At 55.3% G+C, this 15,821-nt stretch carries 14 protein-coding genes and 3 tRNA genes; 16 read left to right on the plus strand and 1 reads right to left on the minus strand.

Annotated features, from left to right (window positions below; all coding sequences use genetic code 11):
• The first annotated feature begins 163 nt into the window (after positions 1-163).
• The 4 genes from orn to ACNT1W_RS03900 all read left to right on the plus strand — a co-directional run bounded on the left by orn (position 164) and on the right by ACNT1W_RS03900 (position 1,261).
• Positions 164-709, plus strand: coding sequence for an oligoribonuclease (gene orn, locus ACNT1W_RS03885; RefSeq protein WP_012004887.1), 546 nt, complete (start codon positions 164-166; stop codon positions 707-709).
• Positions 710-914: 205 nt separating this feature from the next.
• Positions 915-990 (plus strand) — tRNA-Gly (locus ACNT1W_RS03890).
• Positions 991-1,054: 64 nt separating this feature from the next.
• Positions 1,055-1,130 (plus strand) — tRNA-Gly (locus ACNT1W_RS03895).
• A gap of 55 nt (positions 1,131-1,185) precedes the next feature.
• A tRNA-Gly gene (locus ACNT1W_RS03900) sits at positions 1,186-1,261 on the plus strand.
• A gap of 298 nt (positions 1,262-1,559) precedes the next feature.
• On the opposite strand, the gene queG is transcribed toward ACNT1W_RS03900, so the two are convergent.
• Positions 1,560-2,699: a tRNA epoxyqueuosine(34) reductase QueG gene (gene queG / locus ACNT1W_RS03905; RefSeq protein ID WP_012004888.1), complete on the minus strand. Its 1,140-nt coding sequence runs from the start codon at positions 2,697-2,699 to the stop codon at positions 1,560-1,562.
• Between queG and nnr the strand changes: the two genes are divergently transcribed.
• The 12 genes from nnr (at position 2,698) to nsrR (ending at position 15,783) form a co-directional block, all read left to right on the plus strand.
• Positions 2,698-4,209 carry a bifunctional ADP-dependent NAD(P)H-hydrate dehydratase/NAD(P)H-hydrate epimerase gene (gene nnr, locus ACNT1W_RS03910; RefSeq protein ID WP_419246427.1) on the plus strand — a complete coding sequence of 504 codons (1,512 nt, stop codon included), beginning with the start codon at positions 2,698-2,700 and terminating at the stop codon, positions 4,207-4,209. The two genes, queG and nnr, sit on opposite strands and share 2 nt — an antisense overlap.
• 14 nt (positions 4,210-4,223) lie before the next feature.
• Positions 4,224-4,694: a tRNA (adenosine(37)-N6)-threonylcarbamoyltransferase complex ATPase subunit type 1 TsaE gene (gene tsaE, locus ACNT1W_RS03915; RefSeq protein ID WP_261132301.1), complete on the plus strand. Its 471-nt coding sequence runs from the start codon at positions 4,224-4,226 to the stop codon at positions 4,692-4,694.
• Between the two features lie 7 nt (positions 4,695-4,701).
• Complete coding sequence (amiB, locus tag ACNT1W_RS03920) at positions 4,702-6,495, plus strand: N-acetylmuramoyl-L-alanine amidase AmiB (protein ID WP_419246428.1); 1,794 nt, start codon at positions 4,702-4,704, stop codon at positions 6,493-6,495.
• A gap of 22 nt (positions 6,496-6,517) precedes the next feature.
• Positions 6,518-8,392: a DNA mismatch repair endonuclease MutL gene (gene mutL, locus ACNT1W_RS03925; RefSeq protein WP_419246429.1), complete on the plus strand. Its 1,875-nt coding sequence runs from the start codon at positions 6,518-6,520 to the stop codon at positions 8,390-8,392.
• Positions 8,385-9,326, plus strand: a complete 942-nt coding sequence (gene miaA / locus ACNT1W_RS03930; RefSeq protein ID WP_419246430.1) for a tRNA (adenosine(37)-N6)-dimethylallyltransferase MiaA — start codon at positions 8,385-8,387, stop codon at positions 9,324-9,326. Before mutL ends, miaA begins: the two co-directional genes overlap by 8 nt.
• A 114-nt stretch (positions 9,327-9,440) precedes the next feature.
• Positions 9,441-9,749, plus strand: a complete 309-nt coding sequence (gene hfq, locus ACNT1W_RS03935) for an RNA chaperone Hfq (RefSeq protein ID WP_012004894.1) — start codon at positions 9,441-9,443, stop codon at positions 9,747-9,749.
• Between the two features lie 95 nt (positions 9,750-9,844).
• Positions 9,845-11,125 carry a ribosome rescue GTPase HflX gene (gene hflX / locus ACNT1W_RS03940; protein ID WP_012004895.1) on the plus strand — a complete coding sequence of 427 codons (1,281 nt, stop codon included), beginning with the start codon at positions 9,845-9,847 and terminating at the stop codon, positions 11,123-11,125.
• Positions 11,126-11,193: 68 nt separating this feature from the next.
• The gene (hflK, locus tag ACNT1W_RS03945) at positions 11,194-12,453 is read left to right on the plus strand and encodes an FtsH protease activity modulator HflK (protein ID WP_012004896.1); all 1,260 of its coding nucleotides are present in this window, start codon (positions 11,194-11,196) and stop codon (positions 12,451-12,453) included.
• A gap of 3 nt (positions 12,454-12,456) precedes the next feature.
• Positions 12,457-13,464 carry a protease modulator HflC gene (gene hflC / locus ACNT1W_RS03950; RefSeq protein ID WP_012004897.1) on the plus strand — a complete coding sequence of 336 codons (1,008 nt, stop codon included), beginning with the start codon at positions 12,457-12,459 and terminating at the stop codon, positions 13,462-13,464.
• Positions 13,465-13,527: 63 nt separating this feature from the next.
• Positions 13,528-13,728 (plus strand): DUF2065 domain-containing protein, encoded by a 201-nt coding sequence (locus ACNT1W_RS03955; RefSeq protein WP_017891360.1) that lies wholly within the window; start codon positions 13,528-13,530, stop codon positions 13,726-13,728.
• 97 nt (positions 13,729-13,825) lie between these two features.
• Positions 13,826-15,124 carry an adenylosuccinate synthase gene (locus tag ACNT1W_RS03960; RefSeq protein ID WP_012004899.1) on the plus strand — a complete coding sequence of 433 codons (1,299 nt, stop codon included), beginning with the start codon at positions 13,826-13,828 and terminating at the stop codon, positions 15,122-15,124.
• A 233-nt stretch (positions 15,125-15,357) separates the two neighbouring features.
• Positions 15,358-15,783: a nitric oxide-sensing transcriptional repressor NsrR gene (gene nsrR, locus ACNT1W_RS03965; RefSeq protein WP_012004900.1), complete on the plus strand. Its 426-nt coding sequence runs from the start codon at positions 15,358-15,360 to the stop codon at positions 15,781-15,783.
• The last annotated feature ends 38 nt before the right edge of the window (positions 15,784-15,821 follow it).

Raw genomic sequence — 15,821 nt, forward strand, 5'->3', positions numbered from 1 at the left:
TTTATCGCTCATGGCGACCAAAAGGACTATGATACACGCTATTTTATATTAAATAACCGTTGTTAGCCGCCACGTGCAGCCTACTACCGTCGGCAAACAGCCAGCGTCGCTCGCCGCCTTGCCTATAGTTTGTTTATCTTTTGGCTTTTACGCAGGAAATATCATGACAGGAAACGAAAATAACCTGATTTGGATCGATCTGGAGATGACCGGGTTGGATCCAGAACGCGATCGCATTATCGAGATCGCTACCCTGGTCACCGACGCCAATCTGAATATCCTCGCGGAAGGGCCAGTGATCGCCGTGCATCAATCCGACGAACAGCTTGGCCTGATGGATGACTGGAACGTGCGGACTCATACCGGCAGCGGGCTGGTGGAAAGGGTGAAGGCCAGTCAGTACGACGACCATGCCGCCGAGTTGGCCACCATCGCCTTTTTGCAACAGTGGGTACCGGCGGGCAAATCACCAATCTGCGGCAACAGTGTGGGCCAGGACCGCCGCTTCCTGTTCCGCTATATGCCGGAACTGGAAGCCTACTTCCATTACCGCTATCTGGATGTCAGCACTTTGAAGGAGCTGGCGCGCCGTTGGAAACCGGAAATCCTCAGCGGTTTTAAAAAGCAGGGTACTCATCAGGCTATGGATGATATCCGTGAGTCAGTGGGCGAATTGGCCTACTACCGTGAGCATTTCATCCAGCTATAATGGATGTCAGGCCCCTGAACAGGGGGCCTTATTACTGCAAGCGGCCAATTCCGCCGCTTAATTAACCAGTTTGGCGCTTTAATCGGCAAACAAACAAAAAACGCGTTTTTTTGCTTTCAGGGGCTTGCGGCAGAAAGGATTTCTCGTATAATGCGCACCCCGTACCGATGAAGAATTTCGTTTAGTTCCGACATCGTTACGCCGGGCGGGAATAGCTCAGTTGGTAGAGCACGACCTTGCCAAGGTCGGGGTCGCGAGTTCGAGTCTCGTTTCCCGCTCCAAATTCAACAATGCTGCTTAGGTGGCGTGATGAATAAAAAAAGTATCAAGTAGTACCCATGCGACGCGGGAATAGCTCAGTTGGTAGAGCACGACCTTGCCAAGGTCGGGGTCGCGAGTTCGAGTCTCGTTTCCCGCTCCAAAAAATTCAAAGGCCATGTTGTTGTTTGATGGCCGGATGCCCAAAGCATCTCAATGCGGGAATAGCTCAGTTGGTAGAGCACGACCTTGCCAAGGTCGGGGTCGCGAGTTCGAGTCTCGTTTCCCGCTCCAATTTTATCTTCGATTTAACTCAGTCCAACGCCTTTAGCGGCGCGGCTTCCTGTCTTGTTGTACATACCCTGTCGAAATGTTGTGAACAGACTTATCCACAGGTAGCGTACATAATACCCTCAGCTCAAAAAATCAACGCCACACAAATGAAATATTTATTAGTTTGATTTATAACGATATTTATTTATCGGAAAACGTTATGCCGATCACTTGCTCTTTTTGTTGCAGTTGAAAGACAAAGCATTTTTATTTTTATGCACAAATCCACAGAGTGACTATTGGGCCTGAACGTAAGGTTTTAGGCATCCCTCGGTAATCCTTTTTCCACAGCCCGTATCAATCGTTTTTTCTGCATTGTCTGCACTTCTATACCTTGCTCCTCACGCCGTCCCAATTGCTGCTTCAGTGCCCAGTGGATATGTTCATCCAGCATAGCGTCCTGTTCCAGCCGGGAGCGCAGCGCGATCACTATGGCATCCTGATAGGGGGCATTACCCAGCGCCACGGCAATATTACGCAACCAGCGTAAATGGCCGATGCGTCGGATGGCAGAACCTTCGGTGATGCGCAGGAATTTCTCTTCCGTCCAGGCGAACAGTTCAATCAGCTGCGGCGCATGCAGTGCGGCACGCGGGCTGAAATCATCTTCGTCAGTGAGCTGTGAGAAGCGGTTCCAGGGGCAGATAAGCTGGCAATCATCACAGCCGTAGATACGGTTGCCTAACAACGGCCGAAATTCTTCAGGAATGGCGCCTTCCAGCTCGATGGTGAGATAGGAGATGCAGCGCCGGGCATCCACGGTATAGGGCGCGACGATGGCCCCGGTCGGGCAAGTGGTGATACAGGCGACGCAGCGGCCGCATTGTTCCTGCTGCGGTTCATCCACCGGCAAGGGCAGATCGATCAGCAGTTCGCCGAGAAAGAACCAGGAGCCGGCTTCGCGATTGAGAATAAGTGAGTGTTTACCAACCCAGCCAATCCCGGCCTTGGAGGCCAATGCGCGTTCCATCACCGGCGCGGAGTCGACAAAAGGGCGGAAATTCAGTTCGCCGCAGTAGGCCTGGATCTGATCGCCAAGCTTTTTCAGCCGTTGGCGTAGCAGTTTGTGATAATCACGCCCCAACGCATAGCGGCTGACATAGCCCAATTCGGGGTTCTGCAGCGTGCTGGCAAAGGCCGCTTTGGCCGGTAGATAGTTCATGCGCACGCTGATCACCCGCAGGGTGCCGGGCAGTAGCTCATGGGGCCGGGCGCGCAGCATACCGTGGCGCGCCATCCACTCCATTTCGCCGTGGTATTGTTTGTCCAGCCAGGCCTGCAGTTTAGGCTCTTCCGCGCTAAGATCGGTGTCGCAGATGCCTACCTGCTGGAATCCTAGCGATTGGCCCCATTGCTTGATATGTTGGGCGAGTTGATTGAGATCGAGGGGGTGAGTCATGACGGGCCACAGTGAAAAACAATACTCCGCTAGTTTATCACACTCTGTCTGGTCTGCAGACTGGATCCGGCGGGCTGAAGCCAGCGCCGCTGCCTCGCTGGGGATTTCACTCTACCAACTGATGCAACGTGCCGGTGAGGCTGCTTACATCCTGGCACGCGACCAGTACCCGGCCGCTCACCACTGGCTGGTGCTGTGTGGCCATGGCAACAACGGCGGCGACGGTTACGTGGTCGCCAGACTGGCAGCGGCGGCCGGTGTTAAGGTCAGTTTGATCGCCTGCGAAGGCACACGCCCACTGCCACCCGAGGCCGCAGAAGCGCGACAGGCCTGGTTGGCCGCAGGTGGTGAAATTCATCCGGCTGACAGTCGTTGGCCGGAAGATAGTGATCTGATCATCGACGGCTTGCTTGGTACCGGGCTGAGTCGTGCGCCGCGTGCGCCATACGATGCGCTGATTGAAGCCGCGAACCGCAGCTGTGCACCGGTGATCGCACTTGATATTCCCTCGGGCTTGCTGGCTGAAAGCGGTGCTGTGCCTGGGGTGGTGATCCGCGCTACGCACACTATGACGTTTATTGCCCTCAAACCGGGCTTATTAACCGGTCAGGCCCGTGATTGGGTCGGGCAACTTCACCAGAGTACGCTAGGATTATCGGGTTGGCTGGCGAAGCAACCGACACAGATTCAGCGGCTTACTGCCGAGTCCCTGCCTCTGTGGCTGAAACCGCGTCGTCCGTGCTCGCATAAAGGTGAACAAGGGCGTTTGTTGGTGGTTGGCGGCGATCATGGTTTTGGCGGTGCGATACGCATGGCGGCAGAGGCGGCACTGCGCAGCGGTGCCGGATTGGTGCGAGTACTTACTCACATCGAGCATGTCGGGCCATTATTGACCGCCAGGCCTGAGCTGATGGTACAGCCTTTAAGTGACGAAACATTGCAGCAGGCGCTCGACTGGGCTGATGTTCTGGTGGTGGGGCCGGGACTGGGCCAGGGCGAATGGGGTAGGAATGCGCTGAAAGTATTGCAAGCCAGTGATAAACCGGCGTTATGGGACGCGGATGCGTTGAACTTGCTGGCATTAAATCCCGAGAAGCGTCAGAATCGTGTGATTACCCCGCATCCTGGGGAGGCGGCACGCCTGCTGGGGTGCCGTACCGCCGAGATTGAGAGTGATCGCTTACTTGCAGTGCGTAAACTGGTGGCGCAATACGGTGGCATAGCCGTGCTGAAAGGTGCGGGCACGCTGATTGCCGACCAGTACGGCCAGATGGCGATCGCCGACGTCGGCAATGCCGGCATGGCCTCCGGCGGAATGGGCGATGTTTTGTCGGGTATCATCGGCGGTTTGCTGGGGCAAAAGCTCTCGCTGTATGATGCAGCCTGTGCCGGATGTGTGGCGCATGGCGCAGCCGCCGATCGCGTGGCGGCAAGACAAGGAATCAGGGGGATGCTGGCAAGTGACTTACTGCCGGAAATTCCTTATTACGTTAATCCTGAGTTGGCATAAATAGAAACTATCGAATGAAAGAACTCGTTTTACCTCTGCCGGATGAGGCAGCGACTGTCGCACTGGGTGCCGTCTTGGCTAAGGCGTGCGATCGTGCCAGCGTAATTTACCTTTACGGTGACCTGGGCGCCGGTAAAACCACCTTCAGCCGTGGTTTCCTGCAGGCGTTGGGTCATCAGGGCAATGTTAAAAGCCCCACTTATACGCTGGTAGAGCCTTATGCCCTGCAGCCGCTGGCGGTATACCATTTTGATTTGTACCGCCTGGCCGATCCGGAAGAACTCGAATTTATGGGCATTCGCGATTATTTTGCGCAGGATGCTATTTGCCTGGTGGAATGGCCACAGCAGGGCTCGGGCGTATTGCCGGAGCCGGATCTGGAGCTGCATCTCAGCTATCAGGATCAGGGACGAGAAGCAAAAATTCAGGCGGTTTCCGCCTACGGCAGCCAGCTTTTAGACCGTATTCACGGGCCACAGGAATGACGCCGCAATGACGTATGCGTTGAGAAAACTATTCGTAATCGCCCTGATCGCCGTATTGGGGCCTTTGGGTGCGGCCAGTGCGCTGGCCGCATCGTCGCTGTCTGATATTAAAGTCACTAATGCCCAACGCGAAGCCACCGTCTCGGTGAGTTTCAACGGCCCGCCGGATTATGCCTTTTTCCCACTGCATGGCCCGGACCGCGTGGTGCTGGACGTTAACCAGAAGGGCAAGGTCGGCGGTCTGCCGCTGAATTTTAGCGGTCAAAACCTGGTGAAAAGTATCCGCTCCAGTACGCCGAAAGACGCCCAGAGTGTGCGGCTGGTGTTTGACCTGACACAACGTTCGAAGACCCGGGTGGCCACACGCCAAAGCGGCAGTATCTATACCGTGGTGTTTACCATTGCCACCGAGGGTAGCGCTAATACCAACATAGTGCGTAAAGCTCCGGTACCTGCGCCGGTGGTGAGCCAGCCAACGCGTAAAGCGCCAGTCGTGGTGAGTGAGCCTGATGAGCCGGCACCGGTGCGTAAAGCACCAAGCGGTTCGAATCCGTTCAGCAACAAGACAACCGTAGTTGCGGGGACCGCATCGGAAATTACGCCGCGCAGCAGCCGCGTTTCCGCAGGTTCCGGCGATCGGGTGGTGGTAGCCATTGACGCCGGTCACGGCGGGCAGGATCCGGGCGCTATCGGCCCGAACGGCCTGAAAGAGAAGAATGTCACTATCGCTATTGCTCGTCGCCTGCAGGCGTTGTTGGATGCCGATCCTCAGTTCAAACCGGTCCTGACGCGCAATGGTGACTACTTCATCTCGGTGATGGGACGTTCCGACGTAGCGCGCAAGCAGGGCGCCAACGTGCTGATCTCCATTCACGCCGATGCCGCGCCAAACCGCAGTGCCAACGGGGCCTCGGTTTGGGTTCTGTCCAACCGCCGGGCCAACAGTGAAATGGCGGGCTGGCTGGAACAGCATGAGAAACAGTCTGAATTGCTGGGCGGTGCGGGCGATTTGCTGGCTAACAGCCAGGCGGATCCTTACCTGAGCCAGGCAGTGCTGGATCTGCAATTCGGTCACTCGCAACGTGTGGGTTACGATGTTGCGGTCAAAGTCTTGCAGCAGTTACAGAGCGTCGGTTCATTGCATAAACGTCGTCCGGAACACGCCAGCCTTGGCGTGCTGCGTTCGCCGGACATTCCATCATTGCTGGTGGAAACAGGATTTATCAGTAATAGCACGGAGGAGCGGCTGCTCGGCAGTAGCGCGTATCAGGAAAAAATTGCCAGGGCGATCCACAACGGCCTGCGTAGTTATTTCCTGGCGCATCCGCTACAAGCCGACCCAAAGGTGGAAAACCGACCGCTGGACGTCGCAGCGGCGGTTAACTCCTCAACACCAGACGTCAGTCAGCCTGCACCGATCGTCAGTTCGGCCGGCAGCAGCCGTATTAGCGGTAAAACGCAGATTCACGTAGTGAAGCGGGCTGAAACGCTCTCCGGGATCGCCGACAGCTATGGCACTACCATGGCGGCGTTGCGTGACCTGAACAAGCTGAAGAAGGATGGCGTATGGGTCGGCCAGCGCCTCAAGGTACCGGCGGGTAAATCCGCCGCTGCAGCCAGCACGGTCGCCAAGGCGAAACCCAGCGTGAAGAAGCCATCGAAGCATAAAGTGGCCCGCGGTGATACTTTGACATCTATTGCCAGCCGTTATGGTGTCAGCGTCAGCGATCTGAAACGCGTGAATAAACTGAAGTCGGACGTCGCGCCGCTGGATCGGACGCTGACCATTCCGCAGGCCTAGCGCCCACAATACAGGAGTCAGCATGTCCATCCAGGTGTTACCGCCCCAGCTTGCCAACCAGATTGCCGCCGGTGAAGTGGTCGAGCGGCCCGCGTCGGTGGTCAAGGAATTGGTGGAAAACAGTCTGGATGCCGGGGCGACGCGTATTGATATTGATATCGAGCGCGGTGGCGCCAAGCTGATCCGCATTCGTGATAACGGCAGTGGTATTGGCAAGGACGACCTGGCTCTGGCATTGGCTCGTCACGCCACCAGTAAAATCAGCACGCTCGACGATTTGGAAGCCATTGTCAGCCTCGGCTTTCGCGGCGAGGCGTTGGCCAGTATCAGCTCGGTTTCTCGCTTAACCCTCACTTCACGTACCGCAGAACAAAACGAAGCCTGGCAGGCTTATGCCGAAGGCCGCGATCAGGCGGTGACGGTCAAGCCGGCGGCACACCCGATAGGCAGCACGCTGGAAGTGCTGGATCTGTTCTACAACACCCCGGCGCGGCGCAAATTTATGCGCACCGAGAAAACCGAATTTGGCCATATCGATGAAGTGGTGCGACGCATTGCACTGGCGCGTTTCGATGTGGCGATCAACCTTAGTCACAATGGCAAGCTGATGCGTCAATATCGCGCAGCGAAAGACGAGAGCCAGTATGAGCGCCGTCTGGGCAGTATTTGCGGCCCGGCCTTTTTGCAGCATGCGCTGAACATCTCCTGGCAGCACGGTGACCTGACCATTCGTGGCTGGGTGGCCGATCCCGCCGGTGCCCGGCAACTGGGCGAAATGCAGTATTGCTACGTCAACAGCCGCATGATGCGCGATCGTTTGATCAATCACGCCATCCGCCAGGCTTATCAGGATCAACTGAAAGACGACCAGCAGCCTGCCTATGTGCTGTATCTCGAGGTAGACCCGCATCAGGTGGATGTGAATGTTCACCCGGCCAAGCACGAGGTGCGTTTCCATCAGGCTCGGCTGGTGCACGACTTTATCTATCAGGCGGTAACCACCGTGTTGCAGCAGGTCGGCAATGCGCCGCTGCCGTTGACCGATGAAACCGAGCAGCAACCGGCACCGGTCTGGCAGCCGGAAAACCGCGTCGCCGCTGGCGGCAACCATTTTTCTCAGCCTGCACCGCGCCGAGAAACCGCATCAACCGAGCCTGCCGTCGCGCGTGAACGTGCGCCGCAACCGGCCTATCATTCGGGCAGTGGTTACCAGAAGCGGGAAGGTGAGCTGTACGGCAAGCTGTTGCAGGCCACGCCAGTGGCTGAGCCACGGCAAGAAGCACCAAAGCAACCGCTGTTTCCTCCGGTAAAAACCGAGCAGGAAACGCCACTGGCCGGGAGTCAGCACAGTTTCGGCCGTGTGCTGATGATCTACCCGCCGTGTTATGCGCTGATTGAAAACGGTCAGCAGTTGATGTTGCTAAACCTGCCGGTGGCCGAACGCTGGTTACGTCAGGCGCAACTTAATCCTTCGCAAGAAGGCCTGCGGCCACAGCCGCTGCTGATCCCCATCAAGCTGACGTTGAACAAACAAGAGGCGGCAGCCTGCGTACATCATCAGCCGCTATTGGTAACAATGGGGTTGGATCTGCAAGTAGATCACGGGCGTGTGACGTTGCGCGCAGTACCTTTACCATTACGCCAACAAAATTTACAAAAACTGATACCCGAACTGTTAGGCTATCTGGCCGAGCATCAGGAGATGTCGCCCGCGGTATTGGCCACCTGGTTTGCCCGCCATTTAGGTAGCGAACATGAACAGTGGAACACCTCGCAAGCGATACAATTGCTGACCGACGTTGAACGACTTTGCCCGCAGCTGGTCAAATCACCACCCAGCGGACTTTTACAACCTGTTGATTTACAGGCTGCACTGGCAGCACTTAGGCATGATTGAAACTGAAATGACACCACGTCCCCCGGCTATCTTTATCATGGGGCCGACCGCCTCGGGCAAAACCGCATTGGCGATCGCGCTGCGTGAACGCCTGCCTGTGGAATTAATCAGCGTGGATTCCGCACTGATTTATCGCGGCATGGATATCGGCACGGCCAAACCGAGCGCTGAAGAACTGGCGCAGGCACCGCATCGGCTGATTGATATTCGCGATCCCGCCGAAGCTTACTCCGCAGCGGACTTTCGCGCCGACGCACTGAAAGAGATGGCCGCCATTACCGCCGCCGGGCGTATCCCGCTGCTGGTGGGGGGAACCATGCTTTATTTCAAGGCGTTGCTGGAAGGTTTATCGCCGTTGCCACCTGCCGATCCTGCGGTGCGCGAACGCATCGAACAGCAGGCGGCGGAGCAGGGTTGGGACGTTTTACACCGTCAGTTGCAAGAGATTGACCCGGTTGCGGCATTGAGAATTCATCCGAATGATCCGCAGAGACTGTCCAGAGCACTGGAAGTTTTTTTTATTTCGGGTAAAACTTTAACGGAACTGACTAAAATTTCGGGTGAATCGTTGCCGTATCATGTGCACCAATTTGCGATAGCGCCGACCAGCCGTGAGTTGATCCATCAACGCATCGAGCTGCGGTACCATCAAATGTTGGCGGCAGGTTTTGAGACGGAAGCGCGTGCACTTTTTGCACGGGGTGATTTGCATAAGGACTTGCCTTCCATTCGCTGTGTCGGTTATCGCCAGATGTGGTCATATTTGTCTGGTGAAATTAGTTACGATGAGATGGTTTATCGTGGTATTTGCGCAACGCGTCAATTGGCCAAGCGCCAAATGACCTGGTTACGAGGCTGGGACTCGGTACATTGGCTGGACAGCGAGAAGCCGGGAGAGGCTTTGGACTCGGTAATACAGGTTGTTAGTGCATAGGTTGAGTGATTGTGTACAATTGATGAGTATTCAGCGCGCAAATTTTTTAGGTCGTTTATTTTAGAGCCGACAGGTTCTTAGTTAAAAACAACAAGCAAATAAGGAAAAGATAGAATGGCTAAGGGGCAATCTTTGCAAGATCCGTTCCTGAACGCATTGCGTCGTGAACGTGTTCCGGTTTCTATTTATTTGGTGAATGGTATTAAGCTGCAAGGCCAGATTGAGTCTTTTGACCAGTTTGTCATCCTGTTGAAAAACACGGTGAGCCAGATGGTTTATAAGCACGCTATCTCTACCGTTGTCCCGTCACGCCCGGTTTCGCACCATAGCAATACTCCGAGCGGCGGCACCAGTAACTATCACCATGGTAACAACCCGTCTGCGCCGCAACAGCCGCAGCAGGAAAGCGATGACGCTGAATAAAGCGCGTTGCGAGTCAACCATGACGGGGAGCATAAGCAGCCGTGGGCTGTTTATGTCCCCCAAACTCACGGATTTCCGTTTGAGAGGTTGCACGCTTGTTTGACCGTTATGAAGCCGGTGAGCAGGCCGTCCTGGTTCATATCTATTTCTCGCAAGACAAAGATACAGAAGATCTCAGTGAGTTCGAATCCCTGGTGTCCTCTGCGGGTGTCGAAGCTTTGCAAGTGGTGACTGGTAGCCGCAAAGCCCCACATCCCAAGTACTTTGTCGGTGAAGGAAAGGCCGAAGAAATTGCAGATGCGGTAAAAGCCAGTGGCGCATCTGTTGTCCTGTTTGATCACTCCCTTTCCGCGGCGCAAGAGAGAAACCTTGAACGCCTGTGCGAATGCCGGGTGATCGATCGCACCGGGTTGATTCTAGACATCTTTGCCCAGCGTGCCCGTACCCATGAAGGTAAGCTGCAGGTAGAGCTGGCGCAGTTGCGTCATATCGCCACGCGTTTAGTTCGTGGCTGGACGCACCTTGAGCGCCAAAAAGGGGGGATTGGCCTGCGCGGGCCAGGGGAAACCCAATTAGAGACCGACCGTCGTCTGTTACGCGATCGCATTAGCCTGATTCTACGCCGCCTGGAGCGGGTAGCTAAGCAGCGTGAACAGGGCCGACGTGCGCGTACCCGTGCTGAAGTGCCAACCGTATCGCTGGTGGGATACACCAACGCCGGTAAATCTACCCTGTTTAATCGAATAACGTCTGCCGATGTGTACGCGGCCGACCAGCTATTTGCCACCCTGGATCCTACCCTGCGGCGTATCGACGTGGCCGATGTGGGCGATACCGTGTTGGCGGATACCGTAGGCTTTATCCGGCACCTGCCGCACGATCTGGTGGCCGCCTTCAAGGCAACGCTGCAAGAAACGCGTCAGGCATCTTTGCTGTTACATGTAATCGACGCCGCGGATACCCGTGTCGATGAGAACATTGAAGCGGTAAATACCGTGCTGGCAGAGATTGAATCGGATGAGATCCCTACACTGTTAGTGATGAACAAAATAGATATGCTGGATGATTTTGTTCCGCGTATCGACCGCAACGATGAAAACTTACCGATCCGGGTGTGGCTGTCCGCCGCCAGCGGTGAAGGTATCCCGTTGCTGTATCAGGCGTTGACGGAGCGCTTATCGGGGGAAATCGCGCATTATGAGCTGCGCTTACCGCCAGAGGCAGGCCGTCTTCGTAGCCGTTTTTACCAGCTTCAGGCAATTGAGAAAGAGTGGAACGAAGAAGACGGCAGCATTGGCGTGGTGGTTCGTATGCCTATCGTCGAATGGCGTCGCCTCTGCAAACAGGAACTGGATCTGATTAACTTTATAGTATGATCATATCCTGTTACATTTGAGCTTCGCGTAAGCCTGAAGTACCCAATCACAGAATATGGAGCTAAAACATGGCGTGGAATCAGCCCGGTAATAACGGACAGGACCGCGACCCGTGGGGGAGCAGCAATAACAATGGCGGCAACTCTGGCGGTAATAACAAAGGCGGTCGCGATCAAGGGCCACCTGATTTGGACGATATCTTCCGCAAGCTGAGCAAGAAACTGAGCGGCTTGGGCGGGGGCAAAGGCTCCAACAACAATAACGACGGCGGTACTGGCACTTCGGGGCCGGGCTTTAGCGGTCGTATTATCGGTATCGCTGCGGTTGCGGTGGTGGTGATTTGGGCCGCCAGCGGTTTCTACACCATCAAAGAAGCCGAGCGCGGTGTCGTGACTCGTTTTGGCAAGTTCAGCCACCTGGTGCAGCCGGGTCTGAACTGGAAGCCGACCTTCATCGATGAAGTGCGTCCGGTCAACGTAGAGTCGGTGCGTGAACTGGCCGCTTCTGGCGTGATGCTGACCTCCGATGAGAACGTGGTGCGCGTAGAAATGAACGTGCAGTACCGCGTGACCAATCCGGAAGCCTATCTGTTCAGCGTGACCAACGCCGACGATAGCCTGAGCCAGGCTACTGACAGCGCCCTGCGTGGCGTTATCGGCAAGTACACCATGGACAAGATCCTGACCGAAGGCCGTACTATCGTGCGTAGCGATACCCAACGCGTACTGGAAGAGACTATTCGTCCGTACAACATGGGCATCACGCTGCTGGACGTCAACTTCCAGGCCGCTCGTCCGCCGGAAGAGGTGAAAGCCGCATTTGATGATGCGATTGCCGCACGTGAGAACGAGCAGCAGTACATCCGTGAGGCAGAAGCTTACGCCAACGAAGTTCAGCCACGCGCTAATGGCCAGGCACAGCGTCTGTTGGAAGATGCCAAAGCCTATAAAGACCGTACCGTCCTGGAAGCACAGGGTGAGGTTGCGGGCTTTGCCAAGCTGTTGCCGGAATACAAGTCTGCACCGCAAATCACCCGCGAGCGTCTGTATATCGAAACCATGGAAAAAGTCCTGAGCCACACCCGTAAAGTGTTGGTGAATGACAAAGGCAACAATCTTATGGTGTTACCGCTGGATCAAATGCTGCGTGGCCAAACCGGCGCGGCGGCTGAAGGCAGTAAAGACACCAGCCTGATTCGTCTCAACCCCGCTCCGTCTGCCAACAGCGGCGCCAGCTCCAGCAGCCAGCGCACCAGTAACGGCACGGTCATGGACCAGCGCCGGGCGAATGCGCAGCGTGACGACACCACTCGCGTAGGGAGAGAATAATCAATGCGTAAGTCTTTTATAGTAATTATCCTCGCGGTGCTGGTGGCGTTGTATGCATCCTTGTTCGTGGTTCAGGAAGGTCAGCGCGGCATCGTGCTGCGTTTCGGCAAGGTACTGCGTGACAGCGACAACAAACCGCTGGTCTATGCGCCGGGCCTGCACTTCAAGATCCCGTTCATTGAAACAGTGAAAACGCTGGATGCACGTATCCAGACCATGGACAACCAGGCTGACCGCTTTGTTACCAGCGAGAAGAAAGACCTGATCGTCGACTCATACCTGAAATGGCGTATCAGCGATTTCAGCCGTTACTATCTGGCAACCGGCGGCGGTGATGTATCACAGGCCGAAGTGTTGCTGAAACGTAAGTTCAGTGACCGTCTGCGTTCCGAAATTGGTCGTCTGGATGTTAAAGACATCGTGACCGACTCGCGCGGTAAACTGATGTCCGACGTGCGTGACGCGCTGAACACCGGTACCGTCGGTGATGACCAGGAAGTGGCGACCACCGAAGCCGATGACGCTATTGCTTCTGCAGCGGCGCGTGTTGAAAAGGAAACCACCGGCAAACTGCCGAAGGTTAACCCGAACAGCATGGCGGCGTTGGGTATCGAAGTGATCGACGTGCGTATCAAGCAGATCAACCTGCCGGCCGAAGTGTCTGATGCAATCTACCAGCGTATGCGCGCCGAGCGTGAAGCGGTAGCCCGTCGTCACCGTTCACAGGGTCAGGAAGAGGCTGAGAAGCTGCGCGCTACCGCAGACTACGAAGTGACTCGTACCCTGGCGGAAGCCGAACGTACAGCGCGTATCACCCGTGGTGAAGGTAATGCCGAAGCGGCTAAACTGTTTGCTAACGCATTCAGTCAGGATCCGGACTTCTATGCCTTTATCCGTAGCCTGCGTGCTTATGAAACCAGCTTCAGCAGCAATAACCAGGACGTGATGGTACTGAGCCCGGACAGCGATTTCTTCCGCTACATGAAGTCGCCTGATTCCGTACGCAAGTAACCGCGACAGGTTAATGATCGAGGGCCCGTTTAAACGCGGGCCCTTTCTTTTTGGGAGACATTGATGAATTCAACGATCTGGCTGGCGCTTGGGCTGGTTTTGGTGCTGGAAGGCTTGGGCCCGATGCTGTTTCCGCAGGCCTGGCGCAAAATGATACTGGCGATGACCCAGTTTCCTGACGCGACACTGCGCCGATTTGGCGGTGGAATAGTGGTTGCGGGCTGTGTGATCTACTACATGTTGCGTACACACGCAGGGGTTTAAAGTTTAGCCTAAAAAATATGCAACCCTATGCTAAAAGTGCTGAAACTCACGAATTACGGTGGTAGAATCCATTTTTAAGCAACCGGTGATTTTTAAAATGGGTAAGAACGTCGTCGTACTGGGCACTCAATGGGGTGACGAAGGTAAGGGCAAGGTCGTAGACCTGCTGACCGAACGGGCTCAATATGTAGTGCGCTACCAAGGGGGCCATAACGCTGGCCACACTCTGGTTATTAACGGTGAAAAAACCGTCCTTCATTTGATTCCATCAGGCATTCTGCGTGAAAACGTGACCAGCATCATCGGCAACGGTGTGGTTCTGGCTCCAGACGCATTGATGAAAGAAATGGGTGAACTCGAAGCGCGCGGCATCCCGGTACGCGAACGTCTGTTACTGTCCGAAGCCTGCCCGCTGATCCTGCCTTATCACGTTGCGCTGGATAACGCGCGCGAGAAAGCACGCGGCGCGAAAGCTATCGGTACCACCGGTCGCGGTATCGGCCCGGCTTACGAAGATAAAGTGGCTCGTCGCGGTCTGCGCGTTAGCGACTTGTTCAACAAAGAAACCTTCGCCGTTAAGCTGAAGGAAATTGTTGATTACCATAACTTCCAGTTGGTCAACTACTACAAAGTTGAAGCCGTTGATTACCAGGCGACTCTGGATTATGTGCTGTCTATCGCCGACATCCTGACTGCAATGGTTGTTGACGTGTCCGAACTGCTGGACGGCGCGCGCAAGCGTGGCGACCTGATCATGTTCGAAGGCGCACAGGGCACCCTGCTGGATATCGACCATGGTACCTATCCGTACGTGACCTCTTCAAATACCACTGCTGGCGGCGTTGCTACCGGTTCAGGTATTGGTCCGCGTTACGTGGATTACGTACTGGGCATCGTTAAAGCCTACTCTACCCGTGTGGGTGCAGGTCCGTTCCCAACTGAACTGTTCGACGAAACCGGTGAATTCCTGTGCAAGCAGGGTAACGAATTCGGTGCTACTACTGGCCGTCGTCGTCGTACCGGTTGGCTGGACGCGGTAGCGGTTCGCCGCTCTGTACAGATCAACTCCCTGTCCGGCTTCTGTCTGACCAAGCTGGACGTGTTGGACGGCTTGAAAGAAGTGAAGATCTGCGTGGGTTACCGCATGCCTGACGGCCGCGAAATGACCACCACTCCGTTGGCGGCTGAAGGTTGGGAAGGTATTGAACCCATCTACGAAAGCATGCCGGGCTGGAGCGACACCACTTTTGGCGTGAAAGAACACAGCAAACTGCCACAGGCGGCGCTGAACTACATCAAGCGTATTGAAGAGCTGACTGGCGTGCCGGTAGACATTATCTCTACAGGTCCAGACCGTAGCGAAACCATGATCCTGCGCGACCCGTTCGACGCATAATCTGGTTTTACTGCAGTAAAACAAACCGGGCATTGTCCCGGTTTGTTTTTATCCTGATTTCCCCCGGTTGCGATTTCACTTCAAAAAATCCTTTCTTTAACCTGTCCAGCGTCCGAGATGCGCTAAATAATTAGCGGCGAACTCTCTGGCTGGTTTATTATCCAATAAGTAATCTTTTGAATAATGCCGAAAATCGGCGTATCAGACGGGTAAAATGATACCCAGAGGTAGATGTGCAGTTAACAAGTTTTACTGATTACGGCCTGCGGGCGTTGATCTACATGGCCTCGCTGCCACCGGACAAAATGACCAGCATCTCGGAAGTTACCGAGGTCTACGGCGTGTCCAGAAACCATATGGTAAAGATCATCAATCAGTTAAGCCGGGTTGGGTTTGTAACCGCAGTGCGCGGTAAGAACGGCGGCATCCGTTTAGGCAAACCGGCCGAAACCATTCGCCTCGGCGACGTAGTCAGGGCGCTGGAGCCGCTGTCACTGGTTAACTGCAACAGTACTTTCTGCCACATAACCCCTGCTTGCCGCCTGAAACAGGTGCTCCAACAGGGCGTACAGAATTTCCTTGAAGAGCTGGACAGCCACACGCTGGCCGATATGGTCGAAGACAATCCATCGCTCTACAAGCTATTGCTTGTCGAATAAAGCGTCGCTGAGAAGACAAGGCTCAGCGGCACCCTGCT

The organism is Serratia sp. NFX21 (assembly GCF_048517035.1).
Lineage (GTDB): Bacteria > Pseudomonadota > Gammaproteobacteria > Enterobacterales > Enterobacteriaceae > Serratia > Serratia quinivorans.

Coding starts and splice junctions, on each gene's coding strand:
- orn (WP_012004887.1), top strand. CDS start 164: ATGACAGGAAACGAAAATAACCTGATTTGGATCGATCTGGAGATGACC.
- queG (WP_012004888.1), bottom strand. CDS start 2,699: ATGACTCACCCCCTCGATCTCAATCAACTCGCCCAACATATCAAGCAA.
- miaA (WP_419246430.1), top strand. CDS start 8,385: ATGATTGAAACTGAAATGACACCACGTCCCCCGGCTATCTTTATCATG.
- amiB (WP_419246428.1), top strand. CDS start 4,702: ATGACGTATGCGTTGAGAAAACTATTCGTAATCGCCCTGATCGCCGTA.
- nnr (WP_419246427.1), top strand. CDS start 2,698: ATGACGGGCCACAGTGAAAAACAATACTCCGCTAGTTTATCACACTCT.
- hfq (WP_012004894.1), top strand. CDS start 9,441: ATGGCTAAGGGGCAATCTTTGCAAGATCCGTTCCTGAACGCATTGCGT.
- ACNT1W_RS03960 (WP_012004899.1), top strand. CDS start 13,826: ATGGGTAAGAACGTCGTCGTACTGGGCACTCAATGGGGTGACGAAGGT.
- mutL (WP_419246429.1), top strand. CDS start 6,518: ATGTCCATCCAGGTGTTACCGCCCCAGCTTGCCAACCAGATTGCCGCC.
- hflC (WP_012004897.1), top strand. CDS start 12,457: ATGCGTAAGTCTTTTATAGTAATTATCCTCGCGGTGCTGGTGGCGTTG.
- hflK (WP_012004896.1), top strand. CDS start 11,194: ATGGCGTGGAATCAGCCCGGTAATAACGGACAGGACCGCGACCCGTGG.
- tsaE (WP_261132301.1), top strand. CDS start 4,224: ATGAAAGAACTCGTTTTACCTCTGCCGGATGAGGCAGCGACTGTCGCA.
- ACNT1W_RS03955 (WP_017891360.1), top strand. CDS start 13,528: ATGAATTCAACGATCTGGCTGGCGCTTGGGCTGGTTTTGGTGCTGGAA.